The sequence below is a fragment of the Pseudoalteromonas sp. SG43-6 genome (assembly GCF_014164365.1).
Taxonomy (GTDB): Bacteria; Pseudomonadota; Gammaproteobacteria; order Enterobacterales; family Alteromonadaceae; genus Pseudoalteromonas; species Pseudoalteromonas rhizosphaerae.
Window position 1 is genome coordinate 1 of the sequence record NZ_JACJEZ010000025.1, and the last position, 15,902, is coordinate 15,902.

Genomic DNA, 15,902 nt, shown 5'->3' on the forward strand with positions numbered 1-15,902 from the left:
TTAATAACCTTTTCACTTCACATTTTAATCTTTATATTTTATTTATTTCGACTCGATTTCGCCCATTACTTTTTGCTTGATAAAGCGCTTGGTCAGCTTGCGCCAGTAACCTGTCATAGTCATTAACTGCCAATGAATCTGCGACTCCAAAACTAACCGTTACCGATAACCCGCTAGCTATGTTTGAAAAATCGTAGTTTGCAATTTGCACACGTAATTCTTCACATAATTGAGCGGCTTGTTGCGCGGTTTTATGAGGGAATAGTAATGTAAATTCTTCACCTCCCCAGCGAGCAACTTGACTATCATCACTCTCATTGAGCTCTCCTAGTATATGAGCAACTACGCAAATTACTCGGTCGCCAACAATATGTGACCACCCGTCATTAATTCGCTTAAAATGATCAATATCCATGATCGCAATAGCGAGAGGTGAATCATGTTGCTTAAAGTCAGCAAAATTATCCGCGAGCCAACAATCAAAGGCACGACGATTTGGCAAATCAGTTAGTTGATCATGGGTTGCTTGATGAGCAAAGGCATCTGTTTGTTGTTGTAGATCATTAGTTTGTTGCTCAACCCGCTTGATCAGCTCGATTTCTATTTTTTTATAATGATAAAGTCGGTATCTATAAAGCCCGTAGACCAATGCTAATAAACCGATAAAAACCATGATTTTAAAAGTATTTTTTTGCCAGAAATAAGACTGGATCACAAACGTTAAGGTTTTATCATTATCTTGCCATTGCCCATTAGGGTAGCCAGAACGTACTTTGAACGTGTACTTGCCCGGTGGTAAGTTAGTATATTCTGTAATACTGAGTTGATTACGGTTAACCCACACATTGTTATAGCCAGCCAATTGGGTCTGATAATTCAATCGATGGGGCATAATAAAACTTAAGCCCGCATAATGAAAAGAGAGCCGCGAAACACCCAGCGGTAAAATGATTTCTTCATCTTGCTGCACTAAGGGGGTCATTTTGCCATCTACATACATGGCCTCAATAATTGTCGGTAATGTCTTCTTAGTAGCTTGCTTTAATCGTTCAGGGACGATAGTACTTGCCCCTTGCGCTGTAGCAATCCAAATACTGCCATCTTTATGCAACACCGCAGCAGGATTAGACCCGCCATTAGCCTGGGCGCTAAGCATGCCGTCTCCTTCATCATATAGCTGATACTGGATTGGCAACGCATTATTTTGTGCTAACTGGGCGAGTCGCTGTTTGACTTGCTGTTGATTAACTTGGATCACACCGCGATTACTAGATAACCAAAACGAATCTCCCTGTGCCACAACTTGAAACAACTTATCAACTGGCAAGCCTTGTTCACGCCCAAGAATACTCATCTCTCCGGTTGGGATATGACACCGGACAAGACCACGGTCTGTCGCCATCCAGATATATTCAGACTCAGCATAAAAACCAAAAGCATATGCAGCATCAAAATGGGCTGGAAATACTTTAGCCGTAAACTTTTCTAAACTTGGGCTAAAAAAAGCCACCCCAACGCCAGTTCCAATCCATACATTGCCATAATTGTCTTCGCTAAGGGCTATAATAAAATCACCAGGTAAACCATCTACACTTGAAAACTGCTTCAGTGATCCATCCACATCTATTCGTGTCAATCCTGCTGCGGTTCCTACCCATAAGCGCCCTGCACTATCAAATAATAACGCCCTGACCTCATTGCTGGCTAAGCCATTTTTACGATCTAGAACAGGATAAGCTTTACCATTGATAATCCTCATCAAACCTGAGGTATAAGTCCCTAGCCAAATATGTCCTTGCGCATCCTCAGCTAAACTTAAAACCGATAACGAATCATTCCCATAAGCAGCAGGGAATGTGTTTACTTTATTATCTTCAATACGGTTTAAACCTAGGCTGCCGCCTACCCATAAGCTACCATCTGAATGGGACAGCACGGTGCGAACATAGTCCCCTGTTAAACCGCGTTTTGTGGTCCAAGTTGAAAAAGCAGCTTCACGCAATCGGTACAAACCGCCATTTGTGCCAACCCAAATACTATTTTCACGATCTTGTAATAGCGATAAAATCCGATTGGCTGGTAAACCAGCGTCAGCATCAAGTTGTTCAAGTCCTAACGGGCTTAATCGAAACACCCCTTTATTGATCGTACCAAACCAAAGATCATCATGATCATCTTGTAAAATACTTGAGATAGCCTCATCTTTAAGCTGAGCATGAATACTGACAAAACGGTTGTTCACCTGCTTCCATGCGCCTTGTTCACTGCCTACAATGAGTTCACCTTGGCGGGTCAAATACAAGGTGTATATTGGACTTTGTGGTAAACCTGAATCGGGAGTAATTAATCGCGCTGTTTTATTATTAATTTGATACAAGCCTTTGCTGGTTGCAGCCCAAATCATACCGGCTTTGTCTTCTATTAGGCGATAAGCACTGAAGTTTTCTAAAATCGCCGTGTCCGGCGCACTATCAAACTCTCGATATACAACACCTTGGCCCTCAAGAGCTAACCAAGTTTCATCGGAAGGTGTTTTTAATACATGATTTACCATCGCAGTGGCATTAGGCTTAGCGTGCCATTGCCCTTGATATAAATGACTGATCCCACCTCGGGCACCCACGATATATAAACCGCCATCAGCTTGTGGGGCTAAACTACGTAAACCAGAATCTGGTAAACCAGTTATTTCCGTGCGTGTAAATAGTTTAAACTCACGGCCATTAAATCGGGCTAATCCTTCCCATGTGGCAATCCATATATAGCCATCATTTGTTTGCACCACACTATTGATACTATTGTGAGGCAAACCAGAACGGGTATTCCAAGTTTCGGCAAAGTAGTCATTAAGAGGTAAACGGGTTTGCTCAGCAGCAAAGCTGCTAAAAACAACAAAAAAGAAAAAGCAAAGACCTAAACGAATCATTATACTAAACGCCTTCGTAATTATGGCGAGCTAACAACTTAGCATTAACGCAAATTAAATAGATAATGATTTACTAGTAGTTAATTATCATTATATTTTTTGTATAGGAATTATACTAACATAGTCTGAGTTTTATTTTCATTAACTAAATAACACAATTCGTTTACGACTACGCTAAGCACACAGAGCGTCTATGCTTTGCTGCAGCTGGTCAATAAACTTCGCTACATGTAAACCATCCATCAATGCATGGTGCACATCTATTGAGATAGGCAATGTCCCCTTTTGCGCATCAAACTGTCCAAACACTAATTTAGGAATGCCGAAATGATTACCTTGTGTATGTGCGTGAGAGAAGCTTGTAAAGTTCAACCACGGTAAAACCGAAATATGGATCAAATCAGTCTGACCTTCGGTTTGCGCAAAAGCAGTTGAGAATAATGGCTGTTGCTTTGCAGCTAAGCTAACTTTATTTGCATGCACTTGAAAGTCGTTAAACGTAGCTTGTTGTGAAAAATAGCTAAACCTAAAGGTATCATCATCAGCAAGCTCTACAACACTGGCACGTTGAGCAGCTAGTTGCCAAGGTACACCGTCAATGATCCTCAGTAACATTGGTTGATAAGCATTGCTTGCCTGCAATGTCGCATAGATATAGGCATGAAAAAAAGAGCATTGCTGTGATTTACAATACTGATACAGCGCCCCCATATCTAATTGTACACATACATTAAAATAAGGTTGCGTAAACTCTTTAAACAGTGAGAAATGTTGTTGGCGTGGCCATGTGGCTAAATCGATGGGCGTCATATCTTTAGAAAACTATACAAGTCAGGATGACCGTATCGTGAGGGATTTACTGAATAATGTAAAGGCGTGCAATTGCACGCCTAAACGCGTTTATTATAAACCGTTTTCGATTATCTCTTGTGCGAGTTCGTCTGCGATCAAATGCGTTGATTTTTGCTCTTTCTCACTTCGCGAAAAAATTTCAGTTAAGGTTTTGAAAATCCCCTCAACATGTTTATTTGATGCCTCAGCACTGTAACCTTCTGGCGCTGTTTCATAATAAACATTAATAATACCACCTGCGTTAATCACATAATCTGGTGCGTATAAAATACCTTTTTCACGAATGATCTCACCGTGGCGAGACTCGGCTAATTGGTTATTTGCACAACCAGCAATAATTGTCGCTTTAATGCGTGGAATAGTCGCATCATTTACTGTTGCACCAAGTGCACACGGTGCATATACATCGACATCAAGGTCGTATATTTCATCAATGCCTACAGCAGTCGCAGTAAAATCATTCACGACTCGATCAATTGCCACTTGGTTGATATCAGTTACAAACAAGGTCGCACCCGCGTCATGCAAATGTTTACATAAGCCATAAGCAACAGCGCCTAAGCCTTGTACTGCCACTTTAATGCCACTCAAGTCTTGGTGACCACGTTGATGTTGTAACGCCGCTTTAATTCCTAAAAATGTGCCATACGCTGTAAATGGTGATGGGTTACCACTTTTACCTTCAAGGCCTAATACATAGTTAGTTTCTTTATTCATAATAGCCACATCATCACAGGTGATGTTTACATCTTCAGCAGAATAGTAACTACCATTTAAGCGCTCTAATTGGCGACCAAATGCACGGAATAACTGTTCAGACTTAATTTCTTTGGCATTACCAATGATCACAGATTTACCACCACCAAATGGTAAACGTGCTACCGCATTTTTGTAGGTCATACCCTTTGATAAACGAAGCGCATCGACAACAGCGTCGTCATCACTTGCGTAATCCCACATTCTGCAACCACCAACAGCAGGACCTAAATTAGTATTATGAACGGCAATAATTGCACGAAGGCCTGATTCTTTATCTGAACAAAAAACCACTTGTTCGTGGTTATCAAAATCAACTCGATTGAACACAGCCACTTTATCTTACTCCGAAATTTGTAACCCGTGAGAGGGTATGCACGCTGAAATTGCCGAGACTCTACCACTTCATATTACAGCTTGCCACTATATGAGATGATAAAACCTATCAATATCAGGCGCTGTAATAAATAAGCTAATTTATCGCAATTTTAAACATTTTAAATTCAAAAAAAGTTACTTTTTAGAATAGCTAATTAACTTAACTAAAAATATAGCATGATAACGTTTACGTGAACGTCAATTTGAATATTATTGTAAAGTTTAAATTACAAGGCAATAAACAGCAACAAGAGAGTAATGATGGGTGTTTGCGGGAGATTAGGTGGTTTACATCCAACTGGTCAGAGCTGATAAGCGGTATCTGAGAAGACTCAAATACCGCATAATAAAGCGAATACTTATTTTAACTTAGCGTCTAACTCTGCAATTTTAGCTTTCCAAATTGCTGGGCCTTGGGTATGCGCATTTGCGCCTTCACTATCCACTGCGACAGTGACTGGCATATCTTCTACTTCAAATTCATAGATAGCTTCCATACCTAAATCTTCAAATGCCACTACACGGGCTTTTTTGATTGCTTTAGATACTAAGTAAGCTGCTCCACCTACGGCCATCAAATACACAGATTTATTGTTTTTGATAGACTCAACTGTTGCAGGGCCACGTTCCGCTTTACCAATCATGCCAATTATGCCAGTTTTTTCTAGCATCATGTCAGTGAATTTATCCATCCGAGTTGCTGTTGTAGGACCTGCAGGGCCCACTGCTTCATCACGTACCGCGTCAACTGGGCCAACGTAGTAAATAAACTTATTGTCAAAATCAACACCTGCTGGTAACCCTTCACCAGAATTGATCATATCTTGCAGACGTTTATGCGCTGCATCACGACCAGTTAATATAGTCCCTGACAGTAATACTGTTTCGCCCATTTTCCATTCATGCGTATCTTCTTTAGTTAGCGTATTTAAGTCAACACGACGCGTACCCTCACCCACTTCAAATGTGACTTCTGGCCAATCTTCAAGTTTTGGCGCTTTTAAGTTTGCAGGACCTGAACCATCTAATGTGAAATGTACATGGCGAGTCGCCGCACAATTTGGGATCATAACCACAGGTTTTGAGGCCGCATGAGTCGGTGCGGTTTTTATTTTCACATCAACCACTGTTGTTAAACCGCCAAGGCCTTGTGCGCCAATACCGAGCTTATTTGCGCGCTCAAATATTTCTAAACGAAGTTTCTCTTCGGTGGTTTCTGCGCCACGTTCCATAAGCTCATGGATATCAACTGGATCCATAAGTGATTCTTTTGCCATTACTGCGGCTTTTTCTGCCGTTCCACCAATACCTATACCTAGCATGCCTGGTGGACACCAACCAGCGCCCATGGTCGGCAAGGTCTTTTCGACCCATTCAGCCACATCATCAGATGGATTTAGCATCACCATTTTACTTTTATTTTCAGAGCCGCCGCCTTTTGCTGCCACCATAACTTCAACATTGCCGCCTGCCACTAAATCAATGTGCACGACCGAAGGCGTATTATCTTTGGTGTTTTTACGGCTACCTGCAGGATCTGCAACAATAGATGCACGCAATGGATTATCTGGATTCAAATAAGCACGACGCGTCCCTTCGTCAACCATTTGCTGTACGGTTAAATCTGTTTTGTCCCACTTAACATCCATACCTACTTTCACAAAACAGGTAATAATACCTGTGTCTTGGCACAAAGGACGTTTGCCTTCTGCCGACATCCGCGAGTTAATTAAAATCTGCGCAATGGCATCTTTTGCCGCTTTACTTTGTTCTTTGTTATAGGCTTTTTCGAGCGCTTGAACAAAATCAAGTGGATGATAAAACGAAATATACTGCAATGCATCTTCAATGCTATCAATAAAGTCTTGCTGACGAATTGTACTCATAGGGGTTCCTTAAATTACCTTTACGTGAGAACACGTAAACTAGGCCAAACCAGTGACGGTGGTTTGTACAGCGCTTAGGCAACGTCACTAAACGCTGCCAAAAAATTATAACTTATGATACCCTCCTAGCCCGTTTCGAGCCAGTTCTTCAGGGTAAAAAAATAGATGATAAAGCAACAAAAAACCTGTATTCAATTAGACATTTCGCTCAACTGCCTAGAGGTTTTCGCCTATTTTGCCCATTTACCTTATGCCGTGCTGCTGGATTCAGCCAACAGCGACCATATAAATAGTCGTTACGATCTGATTGCTATTGCACCAAAAATGCGCCTCGAAGTTAAAAATAACCACACGTTTATTGATGACAAGGCAACTGAACAAGATTGTTTTAGCATTATTAAAGCACAGCTAAATACTCTAGATAGCAGTAAAACTCAGCCTAACCTACCTTTTAGTGGCGGCTGGCTCGGGTATTTTGGTTACGACCTTGGCCGAGTCATTGAAAAACTTCCCAGCCAAGCTATCGATGATATCGATATGCCACAACTAGCTATTGGTCTCTATCTGGATGCACTTATCTATGATAAAAAGCTGCACAGTTGGTTTTATGTCGCACAGCCTGATGTTGATAGATCAGCAATGTATCTACAGGAGTTAGCTCACGCCTCTCCAATTACCTCGCCATTTGAAATCACCCGAGGCTGGTCATCAAATATGAGCCGCGCACAATACAGCGCTAAGTTTGCAAGAATTCAGGGGTATTTAAAAAGTGGCGATTGTTATCAAATTAACTTAGCACAGCGTTTTACAGCACAGTATCAAGGCTCACCGTGGCATGCTTATTGTACTTTGCGCGAAGCTAACAAAGCACCATTTTCAAGTTTTATTAATCATCCTGATGGCGCTATTTTATCTATTTCTCCTGAGCGCTTTATTGCCATTAATGATAATCAGGTTGAAACCAAGCCAATCAAAGGAACGCTGCCACGGTGTCTTGATAAAAAAGAAGATGCGTTACAAGCAACTCGATTACAAAATTCAGCGAAAGATCGCGCTGAGAATGTGATGATTGTTGATTTACTGCGCAACGACTTAGGTAAAGTTGCCAAACCTGGTACCGTGCAAGTCCCGTCACTCTTTGCGATTGAAAGTTTTCCTGCAGTACACCACTTAGTCAGTACCGTGACAGCAAAGTTAGCTGACGATAAAACTGCGGTTGATCAGTTGTATGCTGCTTTTCCGGGAGGGTCAATCACCGGTGCACCCAAAATTCGTGCGATGGAAATCATTGAAGAATTAGAACCGCATCGGCGCAGTATTTACTGTGGTTCAATCGGTTATTTGAGCGCTTGTGGCAATATGGATACCAGTATTACCATCCGAACTTTAGTGTGTCATAAACAGCATATTTATTGTTGGGCTGGCGGCGGCATTGTTGCTGATTCACAAGTGGATTTGGAATACCAAGAAACTTACGATAAAGTAAATAAAATCTTACCTTTATTGAAGTAACCTGTGTGAATAGCAAACAGCTTATGGCTCGTTTTCAGCTAACTGCGCCTGCCAATGAGTATATACAGCCAGCTGATAAGAGACATTTTAAACAACGTCCTCAACGAGCCAGTGCCGTTATGTTACCGCTGATTGATGTAGATAACAGCGCGCACATATTACTATGCAAACGCCCAATGTTCTTAAATCACCATCCTGGGGAAATTTGCTTACCAGGTGGTAAGCATGAGTTGAGCGATGCAAACTTACGCCATACTGCACTGCGTGAACTTAGTGAAGAGCTAAATATCGCCCCATCAAATGTCACTGTCATCGGTCAATTAGGCGATTACTCAACTCTTACCGGCTTTACGATTACACCGTTCGTTGGTGTATTAGCCCCAGATACACATTGGCATGCAGACCAAAATGAAGTGGCCGCCAGTTTTTTGCTGCCCGTCAGCGCACTCGCTGATGTAAACAATTGGCAACCCTTACCTTTTCATCGCTTTGGCAAAACTATTACTTTACAAGGTTTTTCAACTCCTTACGGACTACTTTGGGGAGCCACTGCTAGCATTATTAAAAACTTTACAAAACAGCTTGCCATACCAGTATAAATCTCAATTGCAAAGGGTTACAAGGGTACAATTACGCGTTATTATGTGCGACCGTTCAAAGGCAGCAATCGTGCTGAGTAAAAGTAGAGTAAAGTTATTATGATCAGTGCATTCGATATGTTTAGTATTGGCATTGGCCCGTCATCATCACACACCGTCGGCCCAATGCGCGCATCGCGTTTATTTGTTAACGAACTACAACAACAAAACTTGTTAACCGATGTCACCAGCATTAAAGTTGAGCTATATGGCTCATTGGGACAAACAGGTATCGGCCATGGTTCAGGCAAAGCAGTTATCCTCGGACTTGCGGGTTATGATCCGGAAACCATTGATGCCGATTTAGTAGACGATATTCTCACTAAAATTGAAAATGAACAAGTGATCCACTTAAATCAAGTGCATCAAGCAAAGTTTCCAAAACAAGGAGCGATTGTATTCCACCGTCGTAAAACTTTGCCAAAACACTCAAATGCAATGGAGATCATTGCTTTTAAAGGCGACGAAAAACTCCATAGTAAAGTTTACTATTCAATTGGTGGCGGTTTTATTGTTACCGATGAAGAATTTGAAAACGAAAAACAAGCTGCGCTCACTGTCCGTGAAGAAAATCCAGCCCCCTTTCCATTTGGCAGTGCCAAAGAATTATTAGAAATGTGTAAGGAGTCAGGCTATAGCGTATCAAGCTTGATGATGAAAAATGAAAAAACCTTACGCACAGAAGATGAAATAAAAGATGAACTATTCAATATTTGGCAAGTAATGAAAGCCTGTATTGAACGCGGTATGCGCACCGAAGGAATTTTACCTGGTGGTTTGAAAGTTAAACGTCGCGCCCCTAGCCTGTACTTAAAGCTCAATATTGAAGTCAGCAATGACCCCCTACGCGCAATGGACTGGGTGGATTTGTTTGCCCTTGCTGTTAATGAAGAAAACGCTGCAGGTGGCCGTGTAGTTACAGCCCCAACTAATGGCGCAGCAGGTATTTTACCTGCGGTATTAATGTACTACCACACATTCATTAAAGAAATAGACCGCGATATTGCAACTCGTTATTTATTAACTGCCGCTGCAATTGGCATCCTGTATAAAAAGAATGCCTCAATTTCAGGTGCTGAAGTTGGTTGCCAAGGCGAAGTTGGCGTCGCATGTTCAATGGCTGCTGGTGCACTGACTGAAATTGTCGGTGGCAGTGTATTACAAGTAGAAAATGCCGCTGAAATTGGCATGGAGCATAACTTAGGGTTAACCTGCGACCCTGTCGGTGGATTAGTACAAGTGCCGTGTATTGAACGTAATGCGATGGGAGCTATCAAAGCAATTAATGCATCGCGTTTGGCTATTCGTGGCAGTGGCGAGCAAAAAGTATCATTGGATAAAGTTATTAAAACCATGCTTGATACTGGTAACGATATGAAAACTAAATATAAAGAAACCGCTCGCGGTGGCTTAGCTGTAAATATAATTGAGTGTTAAGTTTTATAGTCATTAAAAAAGCCGCAATATGCGGCTTTTTTGTTTTCAAAAGATTAAAGTCACTTAACCGGTAACTCTATATCTTCAAACAGCTTATCTACGTCATCTTGATTACGTAGTAAACTCGCTCGCTCAACCCGCTCTTTGGTCAAATGTGGTGCAAAACGCTCTATAAAATCATACATATATGTACGTAAAAAGCTGCCTTTTCTAAAGCCAATTTTAGTGGTGCTGGCTTCAAATAAATGGCTTGCATCAATACACACTAAATCGGTATCTGCAATTTGATCAATCGCCATTGATGCTACAACACCCACACCTAAACCTAAGCGTACATAGGTTTTAATCACATCGGCGTCAGTTGCTGTAAATACAATGTGTGGTTCAAGTCCCTGCGCATTAAATGCTTTATCAAGTTCTGAACGGCCAGTAAAACCAAATACATAAGTAATAAGTGGATACTGGGCAATATCGGCAACGGTCAGCGACTCTGCTTTTTTAGCTAGTGGATGGTCTTTTGCCACCACAATACTGCGATTCCAGTGATAGCAAGGTAACATTACTAAATCAGAGTATAAATGCAGTGCTTCAGTGGCAATTGCAAAATCAGCATCGCCTCGAGCAGCAGCATCAGAAATTTGCTGCGGCGTACCTTGGTGCATGTGCAATGACACCGCAGGGTACTTTTTCATAAATCCTTGGATCACACTTGGCAGTGCATACCGTGCTTGGGTATGTGTGGTGGCAATATTCAACTTACCTTGATCAGGTAATGTATGCTCATTTGCAACCGCCTTAATACCCTCTACTTTAGAAAGGATCTCACGGGAAATATTAATTATTTCAGTGCCCGCGCTGGTAACGTGGGTTAAGTGTTTTCCACTTCGCCCAAAAATCTGCACGCCCAACTCATCTTCCAACATACGTACTTGCTTAGAAATACCTGGCTGTGAGGTAAACAAACTTTCAGCGGTTGCTGAAACATTAAGTTTATGATTTTGGACTTCGACGATGTATCTGAGTTGTTGTAATTTCATGGCTGCATTTTTTAGTGTAGTTATACTGCTTATTTATAAATGCTACATCGCGTCAAGCCAAGTTTTTTCTGATTAACAATAGAAAAAGGCTGTCTGGAATCGTATTTATAAGGTTATTTGCTTAGGCTAGCATAATCCCTCGTCTTGAGGTAGCCATCTTTTGAGCTGACGCGCAAAATGAAAAAATATCATACGCAGATAGTAATAAATGATGAGAAAGTGAATTCTTTTTTACATAAGCCGCGCAAAACTATCCCGTTAGCATATATTTAATGTAAGATTAAAATTATTAGCTTGTGAAATTTGAGACCTAAACCATGATCGTTTCTATTATTATTATGTTGATTGTTGCACTGATTGTCATTGCCCTCTGGGTCAGTGCGGTACAACAGCATAAAGAGAAACAAGAAACAGAACGCCGTAAAGACTTAACCAAACAAAAAAAAATCATTGAAGAATCAGAAGATGTTCTAGTAAATAGCGCCAACATACCTATGTCAGAACATATTTTACGTATTCTGCAACGGCGTATTCATGATGCGTTAGCAGCAATGGTGCAGCTATCTCCTAATTCAAAAGAGTTAAAGAATCGCTTAAAAGAAGCCAATGAACGTTTAGGGAACTCAATCGACACCGCTAACTCAGAAAACTTAGTGTTACCCGATAACGACAAGCAATTAATAGCACTTATTCAAGGTATCAAGAAAGTACGTGCAGTGCTTCGCTCAGAGCATGGTAAAGGAAAAGTAGACAGCCAAATTTTTATTGCTGAAGACAAGCGCTTAGAAAAGCTCCAATTACGAATTAATATTGAAAGCCAGATTAAACGAGGTATCTCAGCGCGCTCTGCGAATATGGTCGGTTCTGCACGCCAATACTTTGAAAAAGCGTACGCAACTGTATCAGCAGTAGCTTATAGCGACGATTATATAACTACAAAACGCCAAGAACTCGAAGGTTATTTAGAAGCAATAAGCACCGACCTTAAAGCCTCCAATGCAACTGCACTGAAGAAAAAAGCAGAGCAAGAACAAGATGATTTAGACGTGCTTTTTGCACCAAAGAAAAAGTGGTAAACCACTTTTTCTTTGTATTAACTTAGGATAAAAACGCAAATTTTATCACAAACATCGCTGTCAATATCCACACACTGATGCTTACTTGTTCTCGTTTACCACACAATACTTTAACAGCTGTATAAGAAATAAAGCCCAGTGCAATGCCATGAGCAATGGAGAATGTTAGCGGCGTCATCAGTAATACCACACTCACTGGAATGGCATCTGTCATATCATCCCAATTTACAAACTTGAGGTTTTGTAGCATTAGCACCGACACGTATAAAATAGCTCCCGCAGTTGCATAAGCTGGCACCATTTTCGCCAAAGGTGCAAAAAACATCATCAATAAAAAGCACATTCCTACAACCACAGCTGTAAGTCCTGTTCTGCCACCCACAGACACCCCTGCAACTGACTCTATATATGAGGTTGTGGTCGAAGTGCCCAATACTGAACCGGCAATGGTTGCGGCACTATCAGCACTTAATGCTCGTCCTAAACGTGGCATATTACCTTTTTCGTCCGCTAAGCCTGCTTTTTGAGTTACCGCAACTAAAGTGCCTGATGTATCAAATAAATCAACGAACAACAATGCAAAAATGACGCTAAGCATTGACAACTCAAATGCCGCTGAAAAATCAAGTTGCATAAAAGTAGGCGCAATTGAAGGTGGCATAGATATCACGCCTTGATACTCTACCAAACCCAGACTTAGCGCGATCACAGTTACTAATAAAATACTGATCAAAACACCGCTTTTAAAATCACGATAAAGTAGCGCTGCAATAACAAAAAAGCTAAAAATAGCCAACAATGGACCGGCAGCCGTTATATCACCCAGCTGCACTAATGTTGCAGGGCTGGCCACAATGATCCCGGCATTTTTAAGCGCAATTAACGCTAAGAACGCTCCAATTCCTGTTGCAATGGCTTGCTTTAACACCAATGGAATAGCATTAATTATCCACTCCCTGACTTTGAACAAACTCAGGAACAAGAAAATACAGCCCGACATAAACACAGCCCCTAATGCTGCTTGCCAGGTATAGCCCATACCTAATACAACACCATAAGTAAAGAAGGCATTAAGCCCCATACCAGGAGCCAAAGCTAACGGATAATTTGCCCAAAAGCCCATGATAAAGCAGCCAATAGCGGCAGCAATACAAGTTGCCACAAACGCAGCACCTTGATCCATACCAGCTTCAGCCAACATAGCAGGGTTGACAAACACAATATAAACCATAGTAATAAAGGTAGTGAGACCAGCAATACATTCGCGGCGCACAGTCGAGTTGTGGTCGCTAATTTTAAATAACGCGTCGAGCATAAGTGAGTTTCATTTTAGATGACAATAATTGCGTGATTTTATCATATATTTCAAGAATAACAGGACAATTAACCTGATATTAGACTAAACTGAGCAGGTAAATGACAACAATAATATGTGTGGCACTATGACAGATACCTCGCCAATTGGCTTAGATTTAGAACAACAGTTAGAAAACGTATTATCGTTTATCACCCAACCGAGCAAAGCCCCACACAGTGCGGTTAAAGCTGATACTCCTGATAACACTGTTAATAAAGCCCTGTATTATTTAAAAAATGATCAACCTCCTCTCGCAGCTAAATGGATGCGCTTAGCTGCAATGTCAGGTAATCAGCGAGCCCAATTTTATCTCGGATTATTTTTTATCAAAGGCCAAGGCGTACCTACTAGTGTTTTTCATGGCGCGGTATGGCTAAGTTTAGCCAGTAGCCAAGGCTATGAGCCTGCAGCAACTGCCTTAACTGATTTACGTAAACATCTAACCACCCGCCGCTTTAAAGATGCCCAGTGTTATGCAGCAACACTGTATGAGCAAATACACCAACAGCAGTTTGCTCACCTGATCCCCAACTCACCTTGAAAAGGGACTAATCTACCCTTTTCATTAAAATCAATTGCCACCTCAATGTAACTAAGTAATATATTGTTTTATAAAAATTATTTTATTTTATGCACATTTCCAAAGCTGATGGTATCAAATAAATATAAAAATCGTTCAAAAAGATAGCAAAAAACACTTGCACACAAACACTGTATAAACTACTGTATATGAGTACTGTATAAACAACCAGTGAGTGAAACTTATGTTACAGCCAATTACCGTCAGAACAGTTAAAAGCTATCAACAAGATAATTTAAGCGCATCAGTAAATTTGATTCAGATAGAAGATGAGATCTCTGCAACTTTTGAACTTCTAAAGGTGTTACACCATTACAATAATAAAAACGCATGGACGTTACTGATTGCACCGGATCACGTACCAAGTAAAGCTTTACTCGATTCATGTTCTATTGATACCAGTAAACTATTAGTGATCAGGCAAAAGCATCTGGTTAATTTAGAGTATGTACTAAATTCTGCACTACATAACGGTAACTTTGCAGCGGTGATCACCTGGACAGACATTGTGAGAGACAATCAAATAGCTAACCTGTCATTAAAGTTAGATCAAGCCAGTGCAAAACTATACTGTTTTACTAAAACCCAACAAGCTACAGAGATAGCATTAGCACAATAAGCTGTTAAAATGCCGTTTTTAATAAAGCGTATTTTAATTATGACCTCACTCACTGACAGTCTTTGCTTATGTGGCAGCGAACAAAGCTATAGCGATTGCTGTGAAAAATTGCATTTAGCCAATATACAAGCAACAAGCCCAGAGCAACTAATGCGCTCTCGCTTTGTTGCTTATGCCTTAAAAAATGCTAAGTATATTTACCAAACTTATGCACAAGAAAAACAAGCAGCAAACCCACTCAGAGAAATTGCCGATTTTGCTAATAGTTGCCGCTTTATAAAATTAGCCGTGATCAGTGCAGATCAGCAAGAGTACACTGGTTGTGTTGAATTTTGTGTTAGCTATTTTTATCAAAACTTGTTTTGCCAACTGCATGAAAAATCAAGCTTCATAAAAGAAGATGGCCAGTGGCGTTATCTCGATGGTGAGATCTTCCCTGTTGCAGATATAAAAATTAGCCGCAATGATGAATGCCCGTGTGGTAGTGGTAAAAAATATAAAAAATGCCACAGCGTGTAACACTTTCTTAGAGTATAGTTTTTACCGTAAGTATTTATAAATAATCATAAATTCAAAAAACTCGCAAGCCAATGTGGTCTGTCTAAGTGCGATTAACTCTTTGTTGCTTAACCTAAATTTTGGTTCATGTGTTTTCTAACGCATTGATTTAAAGCACTAATATTACTTTTACTCTCCAGCCAAAATTTTCAGGGAAAATAAGGCGAATTTACGCGTCAATAGCATGCCTATTACAAATAAATTCAACGCAGTTAACATTGAAAAATAGCCGCTGGAGATAGATTTATTATCCGAAGCTCAGATTACTTCCGCCAGTAGAATAACGCGGT

At 40.7% G+C, this 15,902-nt stretch carries 13 protein-coding genes; 7 read left to right on the forward strand and 6 right to left on the reverse strand.

Features of this window, described 5'->3' with window-relative positions; all coding sequences use genetic code 11:
* Positions 1–31: 31 nt before the first annotated feature.
* The 4 genes from H5201_RS12075 to H5201_RS12090 all read right to left on the reverse strand — a co-directional run bounded on the left by H5201_RS12075 (position 32) and on the right by H5201_RS12090 (position 6,798).
* Complete coding sequence (locus tag H5201_RS12075; RefSeq protein WP_182784646.1) at positions 32–2,926, reverse strand: ligand-binding sensor domain-containing diguanylate cyclase; 2,895 nt, start codon at positions 2,924–2,926, stop codon at positions 32–34.
* A gap of 174 nt (positions 2,927–3,100) precedes the next feature.
* Positions 3,101–3,736, reverse strand: coding sequence for a CatA-like O-acetyltransferase (locus H5201_RS12080; protein ID WP_182739940.1), 636 nt, complete (start codon positions 3,734–3,736; stop codon positions 3,101–3,103).
* Positions 3,737–3,829: 93 nt separating this feature from the next.
* Positions 3,830–4,870 carry a Glu/Leu/Phe/Val dehydrogenase gene (locus H5201_RS12085; RefSeq protein ID WP_182718436.1) on the reverse strand — a complete coding sequence of 347 codons (1,041 nt, stop codon included), beginning with the start codon at positions 4,868–4,870 and terminating at the stop codon, positions 3,830–3,832.
* A gap of 401 nt (positions 4,871–5,271) precedes the next feature.
* Entirely contained in the window at positions 5,272–6,798 is a 1,527-nt protein-coding gene (locus tag H5201_RS12090; protein ID WP_145241038.1) for a fumarate hydratase, read from the reverse strand.
* A 165-nt stretch (positions 6,799–6,963) separates the two neighbouring features.
* Between H5201_RS12090 and pabB the strand changes: the two genes are divergently transcribed.
* The 3 genes from pabB to H5201_RS12105 all read left to right on the forward strand — a co-directional run bounded on the left by pabB (position 6,964) and on the right by H5201_RS12105 (position 10,385).
* A complete protein-coding gene (gene pabB / locus H5201_RS12095) occupies positions 6,964–8,310 on the forward strand; it encodes an aminodeoxychorismate synthase component I (protein WP_182718437.1) in 1,347 nt (448 codons plus the stop codon).
* A gap of 5 nt (positions 8,311–8,315) precedes the next feature.
* A complete protein-coding gene (locus H5201_RS12100) occupies positions 8,316–8,909 on the forward strand; it encodes a CoA pyrophosphatase (protein WP_310736242.1) in 594 nt (197 codons plus the stop codon).
* 99 nt (positions 8,910–9,008) lie between these two features.
* The gene (locus H5201_RS12105; protein WP_182767861.1) at positions 9,009–10,385 is read left to right on the forward strand and encodes an L-serine ammonia-lyase; all 1,377 of its coding nucleotides are present in this window, start codon (positions 9,009–9,011) and stop codon (positions 10,383–10,385) included.
* A 59-nt stretch (positions 10,386–10,444) separates the two neighbouring features.
* On the opposite strand, the gene cysB is transcribed toward H5201_RS12105, so the two are convergent.
* On the reverse strand, positions 10,445–11,422 hold the full coding sequence (gene cysB, locus H5201_RS12110; protein ID WP_145241047.1) for an HTH-type transcriptional regulator CysB: 978 nt from the start codon (positions 11,420–11,422) through the stop codon (positions 10,445–10,447).
* Between the two features lie 317 nt (positions 11,423–11,739).
* On the opposite strand from cysB, the gene H5201_RS12115 reads away from it, so the two are divergent.
* A complete protein-coding gene (locus H5201_RS12115) occupies positions 11,740–12,498 on the forward strand; it encodes a hypothetical protein (RefSeq protein ID WP_149982843.1) in 759 nt (252 codons plus the stop codon).
* Between the two features lie 22 nt (positions 12,499–12,520).
* On the opposite strand, the gene H5201_RS12120 is transcribed toward H5201_RS12115, so the two are convergent.
* The gene (locus H5201_RS12120) at positions 12,521–13,813 is read right to left on the reverse strand and encodes an NCS2 family permease (protein WP_182718438.1); all 1,293 of its coding nucleotides are present in this window, start codon (positions 13,811–13,813) and stop codon (positions 12,521–12,523) included.
* Positions 13,814–13,940: 127 nt separating this feature from the next.
* Between H5201_RS12120 and H5201_RS12125 the strand changes: the two genes are divergently transcribed.
* The 3 genes from H5201_RS12125 (at position 13,941) to H5201_RS12135 (ending at position 15,573) form a co-directional block, all read left to right on the forward strand.
* On the forward strand, positions 13,941–14,396 hold the full coding sequence (locus H5201_RS12125; protein WP_149982845.1) for a sel1 repeat family protein: 456 nt from the start codon (positions 13,941–13,943) through the stop codon (positions 14,394–14,396).
* A gap of 223 nt (positions 14,397–14,619) precedes the next feature.
* Positions 14,620–15,054, forward strand: coding sequence for a SulA-like leucine-rich domain-containing protein (locus tag H5201_RS12130; RefSeq protein ID WP_149982846.1), 435 nt, complete (start codon positions 14,620–14,622; stop codon positions 15,052–15,054).
* 39 nt (positions 15,055–15,093) lie between these two features.
* Positions 15,094–15,573, forward strand: coding sequence for a YchJ family protein (locus H5201_RS12135; RefSeq protein ID WP_182784670.1), 480 nt, complete (start codon positions 15,094–15,096; stop codon positions 15,571–15,573).
* Positions 15,574–15,902 lie beyond the last annotated feature (329 nt).

What these genes read in the sequence shown, in the direction of transcription:
- cysB (WP_145241047.1), bottom strand. Translation starts at nt 11,422, where the DNA reads ATGAAATTACAACAACTCAGATACATCGTCGAAGTCCAAAATCATAAA.
- H5201_RS12080 (WP_182739940.1), bottom strand. Translation starts at nt 3,736, where the DNA reads ATGACGCCCATCGATTTAGCCACATGGCCACGCCAACAACATTTCTCA.
- H5201_RS12105 (WP_182767861.1), top strand. Translation starts at nt 9,009, where the DNA reads ATGATCAGTGCATTCGATATGTTTAGTATTGGCATTGGCCCGTCATCA.
- H5201_RS12130 (WP_149982846.1), top strand. Translation starts at nt 14,620, where the DNA reads ATGTTACAGCCAATTACCGTCAGAACAGTTAAAAGCTATCAACAAGAT.
- H5201_RS12075 (WP_182784646.1), bottom strand. Translation starts at nt 2,926, where the DNA reads ATGATTCGTTTAGGTCTTTGCTTTTTCTTTTTTGTTGTTTTTAGCAGC.
- H5201_RS12125 (WP_149982845.1), top strand. Translation starts at nt 13,941, where the DNA reads ATGACAGATACCTCGCCAATTGGCTTAGATTTAGAACAACAGTTAGAA.
- H5201_RS12135 (WP_182784670.1), top strand. Translation starts at nt 15,094, where the DNA reads ATGACCTCACTCACTGACAGTCTTTGCTTATGTGGCAGCGAACAAAGC.
- H5201_RS12115 (WP_149982843.1), top strand. Translation starts at nt 11,740, where the DNA reads ATGATCGTTTCTATTATTATTATGTTGATTGTTGCACTGATTGTCATT.
- H5201_RS12090 (WP_145241038.1), bottom strand. Translation starts at nt 6,798, where the DNA reads ATGAGTACAATTCGTCAGCAAGACTTTATTGATAGCATTGAAGATGCA.
- pabB (WP_182718437.1), top strand. Translation starts at nt 6,964, where the DNA reads ATGATAAAGCAACAAAAAACCTGTATTCAATTAGACATTTCGCTCAAC.
- H5201_RS12120 (WP_182718438.1), bottom strand. Translation starts at nt 13,813, where the DNA reads ATGCTCGACGCGTTATTTAAAATTAGCGACCACAACTCGACTGTGCGC.